Origin of the sequence: Blautia hominis, assembly GCA_002270465.1 — a bacterium.
Taxonomy (GTDB): domain Bacteria; phylum Bacillota; class Clostridia; order Lachnospirales; family Lachnospiraceae; genus Blautia; species Blautia hominis.
On the sequence record NQOF01000002.1, the window covers coordinates 894676 to 914046 of the forward strand.

Genomic DNA, 19371 nt, shown 5'->3' on the forward strand with positions numbered 1-19371 from the left:
ACTGTTACGAAACTGCGGCATTAACCGCCTTTACTTTTCGTGCGTATTTTCAAGACTCAAAAAAGGTTTAGTCTGTCTGCTGTGTACTTCCGCCTGCGGATGCCGTTCCGGTAACTATCGCATCTTTCTTCACAAGATCGTACTTATAGCTGATTACATCTTTTGCTACTGCTGCCGCATTGGTGGAACTGTATCCATTGGCAATGCGGACTGCCATGGCGATCTCCGGATTGTCCGATGGGGCAAATCCGATGAAAAGTCCGTGGCTGGGCCGGGTTGTTACTTCCTGGGCGGTACCGGTCTTACCGGATACCGGGTAATCAAAGTCCTGGAAGGCTTCATTGTTCTCTACCACTTCCCGCATTCCGGCATGAATGATATCCCACTCATTGTTCGGAATGTCCATAGTAGCCTTTAACTCCGGTGTGTAGTCTTCGATGAGGTTTCCTTTGGAGTCTGTAACTTTATCAAGAAGGGACAACGAATAAATGTTTCCCCGGCTTGCGATTGTGGTGGCATAGCGTGCCAGTTGTGAGGTGGTGTAGTTGTTGGTACCCTGTCCGATGGCAGATGCCACGGCAGCTTCGTCCGTGATCTGTGGTTCGGCCTCTGTGATCTCTATGCCTGATTTCTGGTCTAACTGGAACAGCTCTGCATATTTCCGAAGTTTTTCAAGTCCCAGTGAATCTGAAAAGTTTCCGTCATTGTCGGTTCCCATATCATAGACAACCTGGTTAAAGAAAGTATTACAGGAGTTTTTAATGGCACCCTGTATTCCCAGATATCCATGTCCGGTATGCAGCCAGCACTTAATAGGTGGCGTGACTTTGGTAAATTCACCGGTACAGGTCACACCATAATTATCGTCAACAATTCCTTCTTCCATTCCCGCAACGGCTGTCACGATCTTAAAAGTGGAACCGGGCGCGGTCTTCTGCTGTGTAGCTTTATTAAAGAAGGGTCTTGAAAGGTCAAGGGAAAGTTTAGCGTAATAATCCACATCCATCTGGTTTGCCAGACGGTTATTGTCATACCCCGGATAGGTGACACAGGCCAGAACTTCTCCGGAGTTTGTATCCGTCATGACCAAAGATCCGGAACAGGGATCAAGGGCCAGCTGGGCCGGGGTGATCTCCAGGTTACTGATCTTATCCTTCAGGAAATCATAGGACTTTTTCTGACCGGATGCAAGCGCATTATAGGATTCCTCATCTGCCTCCAGGACTCCCTGATCAAAGAGCACCAGGCAGAGCTGGTTTCCGGATATGGTGTCTGACAGTATCATATATTTATATATGATCTTGGAGAACTCGGAATCGTTTGTCAGGGACTCTGTCAGATACTCAGAAAGAGCATTATAAACTTCCGTGGAATCCAGATAATCCCCCTCTGCGTAAAACTGGGAAATGTCGATCCAGTTCTGGCTTGCCGCATATGTTAAAAACTCTTTTAAGCTTATGGAGCTGTCCTTTGTCCAGGCAATATAAGTGGGATCACTGGCATCAATGGCATCCATGGACAGGATTCCCTTTTTATTCATAAGGAAGTCATTGACAATATAACTCTGGTACTCCTGCATTTCTTTTGGAAGATCTTTGTAAGCTTCCGGTGCAGCAGCGGTAAGCTCCTGCCGGATGGCTTCAAAGACTTCCGCCTGCTTCTGGGTAAAAAGTCCGTAGATCGTCTGCTCTGTCTCAGAGGCGTCCTCCGCTTTAAAATGGCTGGTATCGATCACGCTGTTGCCTATGAGCGCATTATATACATCATAGATCGGTGTACGGATATTACTGGTATCGTTGTTGGTGGAATCCTGGTCGAATTCCTTTGCCATAATGATATTATCGGAAAGGATACCTGCAATCTTCTGTTCCAGAACCTCGTACGCCACTTCCTGGAGGTCTTTGTCAATAGTCAGGTAGACATCATCCCCTGATACCGGGTTGATACGGGAGTCTTCGTTGATCTGCAGTACCTTTCCTAAGTTGTCCACAGTCACCTGCTCCTCCCCGTCTTTTCCCTGAAGAGTGGTTTCCATATATTGTTCAATTCCGGTCTTACCGATCACAGCATCTGTGGAATAATCCGGATTGTCTTTCTGCAGTTCCTCCAGCTCCTCTGCGGAAGCTTTTCCTGTATAGCCGATAATGGGTGCAAAATATACGCCGTCGTCATACACACGGATGGAATCTTCCATAATGTCAACACCCTGAAGTTTGTCTTTGCTCTCCATGACCATGGCAACCGTATTGTCGCTGACGTTAGTGGCAATGGTTGCCGGCACATACTTTTTAAAGCTGTTGGCAGACAGTGCATAACGGATACGGACGATCGCCAGGGTTTCCTCCGGAGTAAAGGATTCCGGCAGGTTATGTTTCTTCAGCTCCTCCGCTGTATACGGGTCATCTTTGTTTACCAGTCCGAAACGCTCGGCACTGCACAGATAATCCATGATCTTTTTAGGAGAAGCGTTGAGCTGATCCTTTTTAAGGGAATCTATTTTCGCCTGTCCGTATACATCGGCTTTGAAACGGTTCAGGGTAAAATCTGTTGCGTCAAAGGCATACTCCCCGTTCTCATCCACCACAATATGAAAGGAGGTGTCCAGGGTCTCGCCGTTGGCTTCCAAGATCTTCATCAGGGAATAGGCCACATAGTTGAGAGTCAGATTTTTCTCCCTGTTGGAGTCATAGCTTCCGTTGTCTTCCAGTATAATGGAATAGGACAACTGGTTGTGGGCCAGAAGCTGGCCGTTGCGGTCCCGGATATTTCCGCGGGTGCTTTTTATGGTACGTGTTTTTGTGGTGCTCAGATTAAAATTGTCGGCGTACTCGTCGCCTTCTATGATCTGAAGTTTGAAAAGATGCTGTATCAGGATAAAAAACATAAGGATAAATACCAGAAACAGCACGGTAGTTCGTTTGATACATAATTTTTTTAAAAAGTTTTTTATTTTCTTAGCCAAATAGAATCTCTCTCCTTCATTTCCAGTTCTGTCAGCCGCTTGTTAATGTTAAAGAGTAACCTGTAGAGAAGAACAGTCATAAGAACCGTATATATCATTTCCGGGATGATGATCCTTCCAAAATAGTAGTAAAACTGTATGCGTCCCCGCATCAGATACTGCATTCCATATACCAGGCCGCCGTAGACCAAATCCCCTGCAGCCATAAGTATGATGGGAACACGGAGTTCCTCATCGTAGAACAGCTTACAGCAGCAGCCTGCCGCATAGCCGATGCACAGATAGACCAAAGCGTAAAAACCAAGCAGTCCGTCTGAGAGCAGATCTTTTAAGATACCGCAAAAAAATCCGATCCAGATGCCGTTCTTCTTGCCCCGCATAAAACCAAAGGAAACTGTCAGGATCAACAGCAGGTTTGGCGTGATGGAGCCGATGGAAAGCGCTTTGAAAAGAGTTCCCTGAAGGATAGCGGAGATCAGAATCAGAAGGAGGGTTACCACTTTCCTTTGAATTCTCATTTATGAATCTCCCTTCTGCTGTTTCAGTTCTTTGATCACAAGTACCTCCTGCAGATGTTCAAAATCCACTGCTGGTGTGAGCGTTCCCGTCTTTGTAAGGTTATTGGGATTTTCTTCTATCTCACTGACATATCCAATCAGGATCCCCTTCAGGAATCTGTCGCTGGTTGCGGATGTGACGATCTTTTCACCCTCCTGTATTTTGTCATCCTCATCTTTGAGATGGATAAACTGCAGTTTACCCTCATCGATCAGACGCAGATCGCCTGACACAATGCAGGTGTCAGAGGTGGTCATGGTCATGGCACTTACATTGCTGGTGTCATCTATGATGGAACGGACCGTTGCCCAGTTTTTTCCCACCTCTGTGACGATGCCCACCAGCCCGCTTCCTGCTATGACATTGCAGTCCTTCTGAATGCCGTCATCACTGCCTTTGTTGATGGTAAAGGTGGAAAACCAGTTGCCGGAGTTCTTGCTGATCACTTCCGCGCCAACCTTGTCATATTCACTGTATTCCTTGTCGAGATCATAGAGCTTTTTCAGACGGTCCAGTTCGCTGATGGACTGGGTCAGACGGCTGTTTTCAGCTGTAAGCTCGTCCACTTTGCTCTGAAGCTTTTCATTTTCCTCCACCAGCTTTTTCTTATTGCGGAAACCGGATGTCATTTCACTTAATGCGGTCCCCACTTTATTGATGCCGTTCTGGAAAGGTACGACTGCGTAACTGGCTGCTTTTCTGACCGGTGCTGCCGGAAATTTCTCTGCAAAGGTGAGAAGCATCAGGCTGATGCACACCAGAATCATGATAACCAGGATATGTTTACTTTTTATGTTCCAATCATGCTTTTTTTTCATTCTATAAAACCTCAGCTTTTTATTCATAACAACAGAAAGTCCATTGGCTGCCTTCCGCTCTCTATTGTTTTACCCATTTTCTGAGAGACTTGCTTCCTATGATCTCTTTGAGTCCGTATATGGTACACAGGTCATAGAAACGTGACAGACAGACCTTCTGCCCTGTTTGGCTGCTTATGAACCATTCGATATCAGGGATCTTTGTAGTGCCTCCGGTGAGATTGATGCCTTCCCTGGAAATATTCTGCCGAATCTGGGGCGGTGTACGCTCCAGAAAAAAGCGAATTTCCTCACAGATGGTGCCAAGGGGCTCCAAGATGGCTTCATAGACCATTCTGGAGGACACGACTCCCTCCTGGGGCAGTCCGGTCAGACTGTCCACACCCACCACTTTCCGGGCCTCTTTTTTATCTTCCTTCAGATAAGCCAGGGAAAATTTCAGGCGCCTGGCCGTACGGCTGCCTATGTTCAGATTACACCGGCGGCGCACCATGTTCTGTATGGATTCATTGAGCTGCTTGCCGCCGATCTCCACGATCTTACTCAGAACCACCCGGCCCTTTTCAATAACAGAGATCTCACAGCTCTGTGCCCCGATGTTCACGACCATGGAGCCTTTTGTTTTGTTAATAGGTATGCCGAGAGCTACCGCGTCGGCAATGGTCTTGTCTACCATATATATTTTATTTTTTCTGCTGGAATTACCTATCGTATAGTAGGCCCTCTTTTCTATCTCGGATAAATCTGCAGGAACTGCAAGATACAGTGTGTTTCCCAAAACCGTACCGGCCCCTGCTTTCTCCAAAAGCGAATGCAGAACCATCTCTGTGTGGTTGATATCTGCAATCTTGCCGAATGTCATGGGAGTGATGACCGAGACATTTGAGGGATTTTTTTCAAAAATCTCATAAGCATCATTGCCGGCAGCCAGAATCTGTTTTCCGTTCCGGATGGCAATCATGTTCTTTTCCGTTAAGATGGTGTCCTGCTGGCAGGAATAGATCTTCACCATACTGGTGCCTAGATCTACACCAAACGTTTTATGAAATGGCATATTGTGCTCCCCTTTTATTTATGACCAGGAAAGAATCACTGTGTGTGCGTTCTTTCTATTCTTTATTCTAATAACCCCTGCTCCCGGAAGCTTATGTAACGGCAGTCTCCGATAATGATGTGATCCAGAAGCGGGATGCCGAGCATTGCGCCGGCACTCTGAACTCTTTTCGTGATTTTAATATCCGCCTGACTTGGGGACGGATCTCCGCTTGGATGATTGTGAACCAGTAGGATTCCCACCGCATGATAGGAAAGAGCGGCAAGAAAAATCTCCCGCGGGTTTACCAGGGACATATTGACAGTCCCCTTAAAAACGATCTCTTCCCCCAGGCGATGATTTTTACAGTCCAGCATCATACAAAGCAGCAGCTCCTGTTCCTGATGGCGGAGCTGCTCCATGTAGAAATTGGCAATGGATGCCGGATGATCAAAAGAAACACCCTTTTCTGCCACAGAGACCGCAATCCTCTTGGAAAGTTCGCCGATGCATTTGAGCTGTACGGCTTTCACTGTTCCAATCCCCCGTATACTTTTTAACTGCTGGAGACTCAATTGGTTGAGGCCGGGAAGGCCCTCTTTATCCCGGGAAAGGTGCAGTACCTCCCCGGCAAGCTCCAGTGAGGAGCTTCCGCTTGAGCCGGAGCGCAAAAGCACTGCCAGCAGTTCTTCATCGGTAAGTGCCTGGGCACCAAGCTTCAGACACTTTTCGTATGGCCGGTTTTCATTTGGTATTTCTTTGATTTTTCTATTGTCATTCATATGATCTTCCACATACTCTCTTCAGCATGGTATGGGCATCATAAAAAAAAATTAGCAGACTTTATTGTAGCACAGATTAAAAACGATGTATATGGCTTAACAAAAATTTATCACTTTTTTCACAATTGCCTCACCAATCTTTAATCCATCCATGGCTGCGGAAGTGATTCCACCCGCATATCCGGCGCCTTCCCCACAGGGATAAACACCACGGATATTGCTCTCCATCTCTGGATTCCTCTCAATACGCACCGGGGAGGAGGTCCGGCTTTCCACGCCGGTAAGCAGCACGTCATCCCTGGAAAATCCGGGGATCATACGGTCAAAATATGTGATCCCCTCCTGCAGGGCATTGCTGATAAATGCAGGAAAAAGCTCTCTAAGATTGGCAAATGCCCATCCACCTTTCAGGCAGGGCGATACAAGTCCCAGACCGGTACTTGGGCGGTCCTCTTTAAAATCCCCGAAAAGCTGAAGGGGGATATTGCCGCCGCCGAGACGGTATGCGGTCCTTTCCAGGCCTCTTTGGAATTCCACGCCGGAGAGCGGGCCGGTATTGCCATAATCCTCCGGTGTTACGGTGACGATCATGGCACTGTTGGCATTTTGGGAGGCACGGTCCTGATAGCTCATACCATTGACTGCCAGCATGTTTTTTTCTGAGGATGCATTGACCACATAACCGCCCGGGCACATACAAAAGCTGTATACGCCCCGTCCGCTCGCTGCCTTGTGTGTCAGCTTATAGGCTGCAGCCCCAAGCTTATCATGTTCTTTCAAACCGTACTGGTACTGGTTAATGAGGGTTTGGGGATGTTCTATGCGCAGACCTACTGCAAAGGATTTGGCCTGCATGGAAAATCCGCTTTTTTCCAAAAGAGAAAAAGTGTCTCTGGCGCTATGTCCGATGGCAAGAACAAGGCAGGAAACAGAAAGCTGCTCTTTGTGATCAATCTCGATGCCGGTCACTTGTCCCTTTTCCGTATGAATACCGGTCAGGGCACTTCGGAAGCGGATCTCACCGCCTAATGCCTCTATCCTGCCCCGGAGATTTTTTACGATCGTTACCAGCAAATCTGTGCCAAGGTGAGGTTTCTGCACATAGAGAATTTCCTGTGGGGCACCACATTCCACGAATAGGCGGAGTACCTCCAGATTTCTTCCGGCAGGGTCTTTGACCAGGGTATTCAGTTTTCCGTCTGAGAAAGTACCGGCACCGCCCTCCCCGAACTGTACATTGGATTCCGTGTCCAGCACACCGCCGTCCCAGAAGGACTGCACTTTTTCCATTCGGCTGTCCACATCATCGCCCCGCTCGATCACAAGGGGGGACAAACCTGCCCGTGCCAGGTAATAGGCGCAGAAAAGACCTGCCGGACCGCTGCCCACCACCACGGGCCGCTGAACCCCGGATAGGTTCCCGGGCTGCAGATACGTGTAAGAGGCCCTCTTTGTTGACATAACTATTTTATGGTCAACTCTTTTTAAGATCGTGTTTTCCTTTTTAACTTCTGCATCAATCGTATATACAAAAAAAAGTTCCGGCTTTTTCCTGGCATCCAGAGATTGTTTGCGGATCGTCCAGGAGAGAAGCTCTTCTTTTTTAATTTTCAATGTTTTTAGGATCTTTTTTTCCAGTTCGCCCTCTGTGTGCGACACGGGAAGTTTTAATTGTTGTATGGTAAGCATAAATCTACCTTTCTTTGTGCTGTCAGCAGGCAGCGTGTGTGCCTGCTGCTGCTGCGCTTGACCAGGCCCACTGCAGGTTATATCCCCCGCAGATACCGTCTGTGTCCACCACTTCCCCGGCAAAGAAGATACCCGGATGAAGGGAGGATTCCATTGTCTCAGGAGATAACTCCTCTGTGGATACGCCTCCTGAACATACCTGTGCCTGTTTGAATGAGCGGGGACCTTTGACATCCAGTTCCAGGCATTTAATCTTTTGTACCAGGGACGTGATATCATCCCGGTTATTCTGGGTCAATACATCTATGAGTTTTTTAGGAAACAGCCCCACCAGGCTTTCTTTTAAAGTTTTGTAAGGACAGTTTTCAAGCCTTGTCCTTAAAAATGATTCCAGGGACTCCTCTGTAAAATCCGGCATAAAATCCAGCAGCAGCCTTACTGGCACACCCTCATCCAGAAGCCGTACCGCATGACCGCTTAGCTGAAAGACGGGAATCCCTGAAACGCCGTATTCCGTGAGCTGCACTTCCCCTCTCTCCTCCCGGAAGATCTCATATCCAACCGCAAGAGAAACACAGGCCTCTGCACGGACACCTGACCATTTGGAGAAAAAACTGCCTTTACAGTTCAGGGGGACCAGGGCAGGAAGGGGTTTTATCAGCGTGTGTCCCAGTTTCCGGGCAAAGGCATAGCCGGATGTGCAGGAACCTGCAATCTCCGAAGCCGGGGAACCGCAGGCAATGATCACACTGTCTGCATTGTACTGCCAGTCTGCGGTTTTGACCTGCCATCTGCCCTGTTTCCGGTCCGGACACGCACAGATGTCTGTCACCTGTTCCCGGCACTTGATCTTTACCCTCAGATAGCGTGCTTCCGCTTCCAGAACTTCCAGGACACTGGAGGCCTGTAAGCTTGCAGGGTAAAGATACCCCTCCCGGTTCTTTGTATAGATCCCCAGTTCTGAGAAAAATGCCACTGTCTTCTGCATAGGAAACTGCTGTATGACTTTCCATGCAAATTCCGGGTGCCGGCCATGGTAGCAGGATGGCTGCTGGAAGGTATTGGTCAGATTACATCTGCCGTTTCCGGTCGCCAGAAGTTTTCTTCCGGGTTTCTCATTTTGTTCCAGCAGGATAACGGACGCATGGTTTCTTGCGGCAAAGATAGCGGATACCAGTCCGGCAGCGCCTCCGCCAATGATACAGACAGTTTTTTTGTTCATGGATCTATGCCTCCTGTTTTGGCAATACTGCGATTTTTTTATCAATGAGTTTTTGCAGGGACATGAGTATTCCCAGTTTAGCGTGATACCAGGTAAGTCCGCCCTGGAAATATACAGCGTAGGGGGGCTTGATGGGACCGTCCGCAGAAAGTTCAATGGAAGAACCCTGCACAAAGGCGCCTGCTGCCATGATCACATCACTGTCATAACCGGGCATGGCCCACGGTTCCGGCTCCACATAGCTGTCCACCGGTGCGGCGGCCTGAATGCCTTTGCAGAATTCTATGACACCTTCCGGCACGCCGAAAGTGACTGCCTGGATGATATCATGACGGCTTTCCGTTCCGTTTGGAACCACCCCGAAGCCAAGACGCTCATAAATATTAGCTGCAAATACGGCGCCTTTCAGCGCACCTGCTACTACGGTAGGGGCCAGAAAGAACCCCTGGAAAAAGGACTGGTTCACCCCCAAAGTGGCACCTACTTCCTTTCCAAGGCCGGGGGAGGTAAGGCGGTAAGCGGCATTTTCCACATATTCCTTTTTCCCCACAATATAGCCGCCGATGGGAGCTAGGCCGCCGCCGGGATTTTTAATGAGGGAGCCTACGATCAGATCCGCTCCCACGTCCGTGGGTTCCACGGTCTCAACGAATTCTCCGTAACAGTTGTCAACCATGCAGATGACATCCGGTTTGATATGTTTCACGAAAGCGATCAGTTCTCCGATTCGTTTTACGGACAGTGTGGGGCGTGTCTGATAGCCTTTGGAGCGCTGAATGGTGACCAGTTTTGTCTTTTCGTTTATAGCTTTTTTTATGTTATCATAGTCAAAGCTGCCGTCGGGAAGCAAATCGGTCTGTCTGTAGGTGACTCCGTATTCTGCCAGGGAACCTCTGGACGGACGGATGCCGATCACCTCCTCCAAAGTGTCATATGGTTTGCCCACGGGGGAAAACAATTCATCCCCGGGCCGCAGATTGCCGGACAGGGCTACCGCAAGTGCATGGGTACCGCAGGCTATCTGGGGCCGGACCAGTGCGGCTTCCGCGTGAAAAGCGTCGGCATATACATCTTCCAGGGTATCTCTTCCCAGATCATTGTATCCGTATCCGCTGGATGCATAGAGACACGCCTCGCTGACTTTATTTTTCTGCATAGCCAGAATCACTTTCATCTGGTTGTATTCTGCATTTTCGTCGATGGCGGCAAAACGCTCCTTCAGTTCTTTTTCTATTTTATTTCCATATGCCAGTACCTCACTGCTGATCCCAAGCTGGCGGTACATTGCATTCATTTCCTGCATCACAAAATTCCTCTTTCCTTACATATTTTCAGCATGTATTTTAAAATGGCATCCTCGTCATAGGAGAATTCCGGTTTATTTACCCAGATAACGTCCTTTTCCCTGCGGAACCAGGTGAGCTGCCGCTTGGCAAAATGGCGTGTGTCTCTTTTTAGGATATAAACTGCCTCCTCCAGGGATATTTCTCCATCCAGCCAGGATAGGATTTCCTTGTAGCCAAGGCCCTGCATGGAAACCATATTTTTGTTGTAACCCATGTCTTTCAGTCTCCGGACTTCCGGTATAAGGCCTGCGTCCAGCATTTCATCCACCCGTCGGTCAATGCGGGCATATAGTTTTTCCCTGTCATCGTTCAAGACAAAGTAAGCGGTGTTGTAGGGGGAAACTTTTTCTGCCTCCCGCTCATTGTGCTTGGAAATAGGCTCCCCTGTCAGTTCATAATATTCAAGAGCGCGTATGACTCGTTTTATGTTGTTCTCGTGTATCTTTTCCGCTGAGACCGGGTCTGTTTCCCGGAGGCGCCGGTGCATCCGGGCTGGGCCATATTCCTGTGCCTCCCGCTCCAGCCGTTGTCTTACCGGGCTTTTTTCCGTATCCTCAGAAAAATCAATGTCTTTTGCCACAGCCTGGATGTAAAAACCCGTGCCGCCTGTCAGGATGGGGATTTTTCCTTTTGCATAAATTTGTGCCATAGCTTCTTTTGCCATCTGCTGGAATCTGACCACATGGAATTCTTCTTCAGGATCCAACACGTCAATGAGATAATGGGGAACACCGTCCATCTCCTCTTTCGTGATCTTGGCAGAGCCGATGTCCATATGGCGGTATACCTGCATGGAATCTGCTGAGATGATCTCCCCGTCTACTGCGTGAGCCAGTGATATGGACAGGCGGGTCTTGCCCACCGCAGTAGGCCCGGTCAATATGATCAAAGGTTGTTTCAAGTCTTTCACCTACACAATCCGTTTAAATTTCTTTTCCAGTTCGTATTTTGTCATGGAGACAATGGTGGGTCTCCCATGTGGGCAGTGATAGGGATTTTCAAGGCCCAGAAGTTCGTCGATCAGTTTGTCAGCTTCCAAAACGGAGAGCATCTGATTGCCTTTTACAGCGGCTTTACAGGCGGCTGTGGCAATTCTGTGGGTGATCAGTTCAGGCGTCTTATTTCTGCCCTCGGATTCCAGGCTGTCCAGGATTTCAATGAACAGTTCCTGGACCGTGACGCCGTACAGGTTAGCCGGAACCGCGCTGATACTGTATTCCTTTCCGCCGAAGGAGGATATTTCAAAACCGAACTGTTCAAATATCTCCATCTGTTCTTTCAAAAGAGCTGCCTCCTGAAGGCTAAGAGCAATGATTTCCGGCGGGCTTACCATCTGGGAAATGATTTCCCGCTGTTCAAACTCTTTCATGAAGCGTTCATAGAGCACTTTTTCATGGGCAGCGTGCTGGTCAATGATGTAAAATTTTTCATCGTATTCCACCAGCCAGTATGTGTCAAAGAGCTGTCCGATGATGCGGTGGTGCTGTCTGGCTTTTTTTGACAGCAGCTTGTCGTCAAAAAGCTCCATCTGCTGGGTGTTTTTCAGTATAACGGTATCCTGGGATGTATCTTCACCGGGATTGGCCGGGCCGTCTGAATTACAGTATTTGGCAGGCTGAATGTCCGGAGCGGGAAAAGGACTGCCTTTGACAGCCTGAACGCCAGGAGCAGAAAAAGAGCTGGTATCTGCCACGGCATTGTCCTTGGACGGCTGTATCTTTTCGTCGGAAACAGGTCTTATGACTGCCGGGTGAACACCAATCGGATTTCCGTTTTCCGGAATCTCAGAATCCGGCCCTATCCCAGACTTTGACGCTGATGTTTCGGAAGCGCTGTCATATTTATATGGGGTGCTCTCCTCTGCAATATGCCCGGGCTGCTGCGTCTGCGGTGCGTTAATCTGCTCTGACCGCTGTGGTTGCTGTACGTTGTACTGCTCTGTCTGCTGCACCTGCGGTGCGTTATACTGTTCTGGCCGCTGTACTTGCTGTGCGTTATACTGTTCTGACCGCTGTGCTTGCTGTGCGTTAATCTGCTCTGTCTGCTGCGTCTGCTGTGCATTAATCTGCTCTGGCCGTTGTACTTGCTGTACGCCAAACTGCTCTTCCCGCTGTATCTGGGAAGTATGGAGAGGGCGCGCCTGCTGTGGGGGAAGGTTCCCGGCACTCTGCTGGTTTGTATGCAACAGGCCTGCTCTGCGTCTCTGCTCAAAGGGTTCCGGGCCGGCAGTTTTTCTGCCGTTTTTTTCTGAAGTTTCTTTCTCCTTCTCCCGGACCAGTTCAATATCAGGGATCAGTTCCCTGTGGGCCAGTACAGAGGTAAGTGCTTCATAGGTAGCCTGATAGACAGCCTGCTGGTTCTGAAACCGCACTTCCATTTTGGTGGGGTGCACATTAACATCTATTTCATCTCCCTGGATATTGTATTGCAGACAGACGAACGGATATTTATGCTGCATCATATAAGGTTTGTAAGCGTCCTCTATGGCTTTCATGATCACCTTGCTTTTTACATATCTGCCGTTAATATAATAATTCTCAAAGGTCCTGTTTCCGCGGGCAATGACAGGCTTTCCTGCGAATCCCTCTATGGAAATGCCGTTTTTCTCATATGTTACCCCAGCCAGTTCCCTGGCAATATCTCTTCCGTAAATGCCATAGATGACATCCTTCAGGCTGGCATTGCCGGAACTGTGGAGCTTTGTCTGTCCGTTTACCATGTATTTAAAAGATATATCCTGGTGGGACAAGGCAAGCTGTTCCATGTAGGTACTCACATATCCCGCCTCCGTCATGGCTGTCTTTAAAAATTTTGCCCGGACCGGTGTGTTGAAGAATAAATTTCTTACAATAATGGTAGTACCGCAGGGTGCTCCGATTTCTTCCAGAGATTTTTCTTTTCCGCCTTCTATGAGATAACGTATCCCGGTAAGGGCTTCCGGGGTCTTTGTTATTAGCTCTACCTGCCCAACGGCGGCAATGCTCGATAACGCCTCCCCGCGAAATCCCAAAGAGGAGATCATCATCAGGTCCTCCACCTTCTCGATCTTACTGGTGGCATGGCGCAGAAAAGCCAAGGGCACCTGTTCCTTCATCATGCCGCCGCCGTTGTCGGTCACACGTATGAAGGAGATGCCGCCCTCTTTGATTTCCACGGTAATGGCTGTGGAACCGGCGTCAATGGCATTTTCCACCAGCTCCTTCACCACAGAGGCGGGGCGTTCCACCACCTCACCTGCCGCTATCTTATCTATGGTATTCTGATCTAAAACAGCAATTTTTCTCAATTCTGTCACCATCTGTTCTTCAGCTTGTTCTGAAGTTTATAAATTGTGTTCAATGCGTCAATTGGCGTCAAATTAGAAACATCAATATTTTTCAGTTCCTCCAGCACATCGTCATCTTTTACCGTATCAAACAGGGAAATCTGCTCCAAATCCAATTCGTCCAAATGTACCTGAGGTTTTGTCTTGGTCTTTTTGTTTTCCGATGCAATATCCTTCACTGCTGCCGTGATGTCAGCGCTGACCAGTTCCTCAACCAGTTCTTTTGCCCGCTCTATGACAATATCCGGCACACCGGCCAGTTTTGCCACCTGGATGCCGTAGCTCTTATCTGCTCCGCCTTTTACGATTTTGCGCAGAAAGACAATGTCATCTCCCCGCTCTTTCACGGCAATACAGTAATTGTTCACACCGGCCAGTTTTCCCTCCAGCTCAGTCAGCTCATGATAATGGGTGGCAAAAAGTGTCTTTGCACCTAATATCTTTGTGTTGCTGATATACTCAATGACTGCCCATGCAATGGAGAGACCGTCAAAGGTACTGGTACCGCGTCCAATCTCATCCAGGATCAAAAGGCTTCTGGCTGTGGCATTGCGCAGGATATTAGCCACCTCCGTCATCTCCACCATAAAGGTACTTTGGCCGCTTGCCAGATCGTCGGAGGCTCCCACGCGGGTGAAGATCCGGTCTGCAATGCCGATGTTTGCTTTCTCCGCCGGAACAAAAGAACCGATCTGTGCCATCAGGACGATCAGGGCTGTCTGCCGCATATAAGTCGATTTACCTGCCATGTTTGGTCCTGTGATGACGGATACCCGGTTCTTATTGTTGTCCAGATACGTGTCGTTTGGGATAAACATATCATTAGGAATCATTTTTTCCACCACCGGATGGCGTCCGTTTTTGATGTCGATAATTCCTTTGGTGTTGATCTTCGGACGGACAAAATTATTCCTGGAAGCCACCAAAGCCAGGGAAATATAGGTATCCAGCTTGGCTACAGCCTTGGCGGTCCGCTGGATACGCTCCACCTCTCTGGAAATAGTATTTCTTACGTTCACAAAAAGCTCGTATTCCAAAGCGTAGAGTTTATCCTCTGCACCCAGGATCATATCTTCCAGTTCTTTCAGCCTGGGCGTAATATAGCGCTCCGCATTGGTAAGCGTCTGTTTTCTTGTATAGTAATCCGGCACCATATCTTTGAAGGAATTTGTGACCTCAAGATAGTAGCCGAAAACCTTGTTGTATTTAATTTTCAGATTGCGGATACCGGTTTTTTCCCTCTCCTGGGCTTCCAGCTCGGCCAGCCAGGATTTTCCCTTTGTCTTAGCCTCCCGGAAATGGTCCACATTTTCATTATAACCGTCTTTGATGATCCCGCCCTCTTTCATGGCAAGCGGCGGTTCCTCCACAATGGCAGACTCCAGAAGCGTATACAGATCCCTCAGATCATCCATATCATCATAAATACACTGCATCTCTTCCGTGGAAAAGCTTTTGACAAGCTGTTTGATATAGGGAATCATGGAGATGGAGGATTTGAAGGAGATCATATCCCTTGGATTGGCTGACTGATAGCTGACACGTCCAATGAGACGCTCCATATCGTAAATGGGATTTAAGTATTCCCTGATCTCCTCCCGGTCCATTTCCCTGGAATTGATCTCTTCCAGAGCGTCCAGGCGCCGGTTGATGGCATCTTCGTCAATGAGAGGCTGCTCAATAAAGGAACGCAGCATTCTGGCTCCCATGGCGGTCTTTGTCTTATCCAGCACCCATAAAAGAGAGCCGCGTTTTACTTTCTCCCGAAGGGCTTCCGTCAGTTCCAGATTCCGTCTGGAGGAACTGTCGATCACCATAAAACGGTCCGTAATGTATGGCGTGATGGCGCGCATATGCTCCAGGGAATTCTTCTGCGTCTCCAGCAGGTAGGTCAAAAGAGCACCTGCCCCGATAGTGGCACACTCGTAATCTTTCAGACCCAGCCCCTCCAGGGTACCCACATGAAAATGTTCTTTCAGCGTTCTTGTGCATAGGTCATCATCAAAGTACCAGCTCTCCAGCGGATACAGAGAGATGTTCAAACGGTTCTTGATCTCATCAAGATCCACACCACTCATGCAGAAAGCCTCATTACAGATGATTTCCGCCGGGGAGAACTTGTATACCTCGTCCAGGAGCGTTCTTATCTTATCCACCTCTGTCACCATAAAATCACCGGTGGTCACATCAGCGATGGCAATGCCGAAACGGTTAGACAGATAGACCACTGCCATAATATAGTTGTTTTTTGTCTCGTCAAGAGCCTGGGTATTTAAGTTGGTTCCCGGTGTGACCACACGGATAACCTCTCTTCTGACCATGCCCTTGGCTTCTTTGGGGTCCTCCATCTGTTCACAGATAGCCACTTTGTAGCCCTTTGCGACCAAACGGTTTATGTAGACTTCCGCCGCGTGATAGGGAACGCCGCACATAGGCGCACGCTCCGTAAGTCCGCAGTCCTTACCGGTCAGGGTCAGTTCCAGTTCACGGGATGTGGTGACAGCATCGTCAAAAAACATCTCGTAAAAGTCGCCCAGGCGGTAAAATATGATACAGTCTTTATTTTCTTCTTTTGTCTTCACGTAGTGCTGCATCATTGGTGAGAGTGATGTCACATCCACGTCTTTAAATGTAAGTCCCATATATTGTCATCCTACTTTCGTACCCATGTAATAAAATCCTCTGCATTCATCAAGATGCACCTGAACCAGGCTTCCGACCAAAGAGGCATCGCCTGGAAAATGCACCAGTGTGTTGTTGGAAAGTCTTCCTGTCATAAGAGATTTATCGTGTTCATTCTGTTCTTCCACAAGAACCTCCTGTACGGTCCCCGTATCTCTGGACGACATCTCCCTGCCTATGACCTGTACCCTTTTAAGCAGCCGGTCAAAGCGGTCTTTTACGTCTTCCTCGGAAATCTGGTCTTCCATGACAGCGGCAGGCGTTCCGGTCCTCTTGGAATAGATGAAGGTAAAGGCGCTGTCATAGCGGACCTTTTCCACCACATCCATAGTCTCCAGAAAATCCTCCTCCGTCTCACCGGGAAATCCTACGATAATGTCTGTGGTAAGGGAAATATCCGGCACAGCGGCGCGGATCTTTTCCACAAGGGCCAGATACTGCTCCTTGTCATATCTTCGGTTCATTCGTTTTAAGATTCGGCTGCTGCCTGACTGAAGGGGCAGATGGAGATGCTTGCAGATTTTTTTGCTGTTCTTCATGACTTCGATCAGCTCATCCGACAGATCTTTTGGATGGGATGTCATGAAGCGGATGCGGCGAAGCCCTTCTATCTTTTCGATTTCCTGCAAAAGACCGGCGAACGTCATAGGTTCTTCCAGATTTTTGCCATAAGAATTTACATTCTGGCCCAGAAGCATAACCTCCACCACACCGTCAGCTACAAGCTGTTCAATCTCTCTTACAATATCTTTTGGACTTCGGCTTCTCTCCCGGCCGCGCACATAGGGTACAATGCAGTAGCTGCAGAAATTATTGCATCCGAACATAATATTGACACCGGATTTGAAGGAATACTTCCGCTCCGCAGGCAGATCCTCCACAATCTTATCGGTATCTTTCCAAATGTCAATGACCATACGGTCAGAAGTGAGGGCACTTACGATCAGCTCTGAGAACTTATAAATATTGTGTGTGCCGAATATCAGATTGACAAAAGAATAGCTTTTTTTCAGCTTCTCCACCACGTGAGCCTCCTGCATCATGCAGCCGCAGAGGGCGATCATCATATGGGGATTTTTCTTTTTCTTTGCGTGAAGCTGGCCGAGGCGGCCATATACACGGTGGTTGGCATTTTCCCGGACTGTGCAGGTATTGAAAATGACAAAGTCTGCATCCTCATCCTGTTTTTCCACATATCCGATATTTTCCAGCACGCCAACCAGTTTTTCGGAATCCCTGGCGTTCATCTGGCAGCCGAAAGTATTTACACAGAAAGTCAGGGGCCTGCCCAGTGCGTCGCTTTTTTTCTTCACAAGAGTCCGTGCTTTTTTCATGAAATAATATTGGCGGTCCGGTTCAAGGACTGGCGCTTCACCGCTTATATCTATATTTCCCAGAATTTCTTCCAAATTTTCCTGATTCATTCCATATCCTTTCCAATTTGCAACTGTTCAGCACCCTCAACGTTACAGGCAAAATCCATGCAGAATCGCCTTTGGCCATGGGATTCTTGCTTGGCTGCTGAATAGTCACCTCGATTTTATCATCAAAACATTCAGACCTATTTTACTATAACGGATTTTAATTTTCAATCATTAAAATTTACATAATATCGTAACAGAATAGAAAAAAAGGTCGGAATGTATCAAATCTTGTCATACACCCAACCTTTTCCTGTGTTCTTTTCTTATAAAATTAATGTTTTGTTTTGAGTCCGTATTTTTGACCGAGGTTCGTGACTGTGCCGTCTTTTTCCTGGATATCAATGTTGTCCAGCTGGGAACGCATATTCATGCGGATAGTGGCAATGTACTCTGTACGGAGCCTTTTCTGCTCCTCTTTCTCCTCCGGTGTCAGCTCTGTAACTTTAGACTTTCTGGCAAGTTCGTTGATTCTGTCTATTTGTTCCTGGTTCATGTATCGTCTCCTCTCTGGTAACTGTCTGCGCATTTACTGCACTGACCGTAAGAAAGCTGTAACAAGTGGTTTCTTCACGGGTAACAATTCAGCCTTTCACTGTCCCGCAAGGGGTTGTCGTTAAAGTTTTTGGATAATATCATCCAGATAAAATTCCTCTTTTTTGTCTGATAAAAACAAAGTGCCATGGTTTCTTCCCTGCATGATCTTATGGATCACATGGAAATCCTCTCCGTTAGCGATCACCATATCGGCACCTGCGCTTGTTGCTATGTGTGCGGCTGTCAGTTTTGTTGCCATACCTCCGGTACCCACAGAACTTCCTGTGCTGCCCTTTGCCATTTTCTCCAGATGGCTGTCTATCCTTTCCACCACGTCAATAAATTGTGCGTCCGGGTTCTGATTGGGGTCGTCTGTAAAGAGGCCGTCAATATCGGACAGAAGGATCAGCATATCGGCATCCACCAAAGCGGCTACCAAAGCGGAAAGGGTATCATTGTCACCAAATTCAATTTCATCCGTGGAGATGGTGTCATTCTCATTTACAATGGGGATCGCCCCCATATCAAACAGCTTATTGAAGGTATTTATGGCATTGTCTCTGGTGGCTGCATTGATCATGGTATATTTTGTCATGAGCACCTGGGCTGCAGTCTGATTGTATTCTGCAAAGAGCTTCTGATAGATCATCATAAGCCTGGCCTGTCCCACAGCAGCGCAAGCCTGCTTTTCGGCCAGTTCCTCCGGACGCCTGCGAATGCCCATGGCACTTCTTCCCACAGCGATAGCCCCGGATGACACCACGATCACATCTTTCCCTTGGTTGTGAAGGTCTGCCAGTTCTCTGACCAAGATTTCCATTTTCGTGAGATTTAAACGGCCTGTCTCCTCATGAGTCAGGGAGGAGGAACCGATTTTTACCACGACTCTTTTTTTATCTTTTAATTTTTCACGTAAGTTCATGCGTTTTCGCTCCATAGTTTTTATGTCTTTTTTATATTACACTATTTTCACCGGTTCGTCCAGAGGAGCTTTGA

General features: G+C 48.0%; 14 protein-coding genes. All 14 read right to left on the reverse strand.

Going from position 1 to position 19371, the window contains the following annotated elements:
• Positions 1–67: 67 nt before the first annotated feature.
• Positions 68–2962, reverse strand: coding sequence for a penicillin-binding transpeptidase domain-containing protein (locus CI595_RS10100; protein WP_095173106.1), 2895 nt, complete (start codon positions 2960–2962; stop codon positions 68–70).
• Positions 2947–3480, reverse strand: a complete 534-nt coding sequence (mreD, locus tag CI595_RS10105) for a rod shape-determining protein MreD (protein WP_095173107.1) — start codon at positions 3478–3480, stop codon at positions 2947–2949. The genes CI595_RS10100 and mreD overlap by 16 nt, the downstream gene beginning before the upstream one ends.
• A complete protein-coding gene (mreC, locus tag CI595_RS10110) occupies positions 3481–4338 on the reverse strand; it encodes a rod shape-determining protein MreC (RefSeq protein ID WP_095173108.1) in 858 nt (285 codons plus the stop codon).
• 61 nt (positions 4339–4399) lie between these two features.
• Positions 4400–5392 carry a rod shape-determining protein gene (locus CI595_RS10115; RefSeq protein ID WP_095173109.1) on the reverse strand — a complete coding sequence of 331 codons (993 nt, stop codon included), beginning with the start codon at positions 5390–5392 and terminating at the stop codon, positions 4400–4402.
• Between the two features lie 62 nt (positions 5393–5454).
• Positions 5455–6153: a RadC family protein gene (gene radC / locus CI595_RS10120; protein ID WP_095173110.1), complete on the reverse strand. Its 699-nt coding sequence runs from the start codon at positions 6151–6153 to the stop codon at positions 5455–5457.
• Positions 6154–6249: 96 nt separating this feature from the next.
• On the reverse strand, positions 6250–7842 hold the full coding sequence (locus tag CI595_RS10125) for an NAD(P)/FAD-dependent oxidoreductase (RefSeq protein ID WP_095173111.1): 1593 nt from the start codon (positions 7840–7842) through the stop codon (positions 6250–6252).
• A 22-nt stretch (positions 7843–7864) separates the two neighbouring features.
• Complete coding sequence (locus CI595_RS10130; RefSeq protein ID WP_095173112.1) at positions 7865–9064, reverse strand: BaiN/RdsA family NAD(P)/FAD-dependent oxidoreductase; 1200 nt, start codon at positions 9062–9064, stop codon at positions 7865–7867.
• Between the two features lie 4 nt (positions 9065–9068).
• On the reverse strand, positions 9069–10367 hold the full coding sequence (locus tag CI595_RS10135) for a methionine gamma-lyase family protein (protein ID WP_095173113.1): 1299 nt from the start codon (positions 10365–10367) through the stop codon (positions 9069–9071).
• A complete protein-coding gene (gene miaA / locus CI595_RS10140; protein ID WP_095173114.1) occupies positions 10367–11311 on the reverse strand; it encodes a tRNA (adenosine(37)-N6)-dimethylallyltransferase MiaA in 945 nt (314 codons plus the stop codon). The genes CI595_RS10135 and miaA overlap by 1 nt, the downstream gene beginning before the upstream one ends.
• A gap of 9 nt (positions 11312–11320) precedes the next feature.
• Positions 11321–13708 (reverse strand): DNA mismatch repair endonuclease MutL, encoded by a 2388-nt coding sequence (mutL, locus tag CI595_RS10145; RefSeq protein WP_243135135.1) that lies wholly within the window; start codon positions 13706–13708, stop codon positions 11321–11323.
• Positions 13702–16377, reverse strand: coding sequence for a DNA mismatch repair protein MutS (mutS, locus tag CI595_RS10150; protein WP_095173115.1), 2676 nt, complete (start codon positions 16375–16377; stop codon positions 13702–13704). Before mutS ends, mutL begins: the two co-directional genes overlap by 7 nt.
• Positions 16378–16383: 6 nt before the next feature.
• Positions 16384–17841 (reverse strand): tRNA (N6-isopentenyl adenosine(37)-C2)-methylthiotransferase MiaB, encoded by a 1458-nt coding sequence (gene miaB, locus CI595_RS10155; RefSeq protein WP_095173116.1) that lies wholly within the window; start codon positions 17839–17841, stop codon positions 16384–16386.
• A 271-nt stretch (positions 17842–18112) separates the two neighbouring features.
• Entirely contained in the window at positions 18113–18334 is a 222-nt protein-coding gene (locus tag CI595_RS10160) for a DUF896 domain-containing protein (protein WP_065541721.1), read from the reverse strand.
• Positions 18335–18454: 120 nt separating this feature from the next.
• Positions 18455–19297, reverse strand: a complete 843-nt coding sequence (gene proB, locus CI595_RS10165; RefSeq protein WP_095173117.1) for a glutamate 5-kinase — start codon at positions 19295–19297, stop codon at positions 18455–18457.
• Positions 19298–19371: the final 74 nt, after the last annotated feature.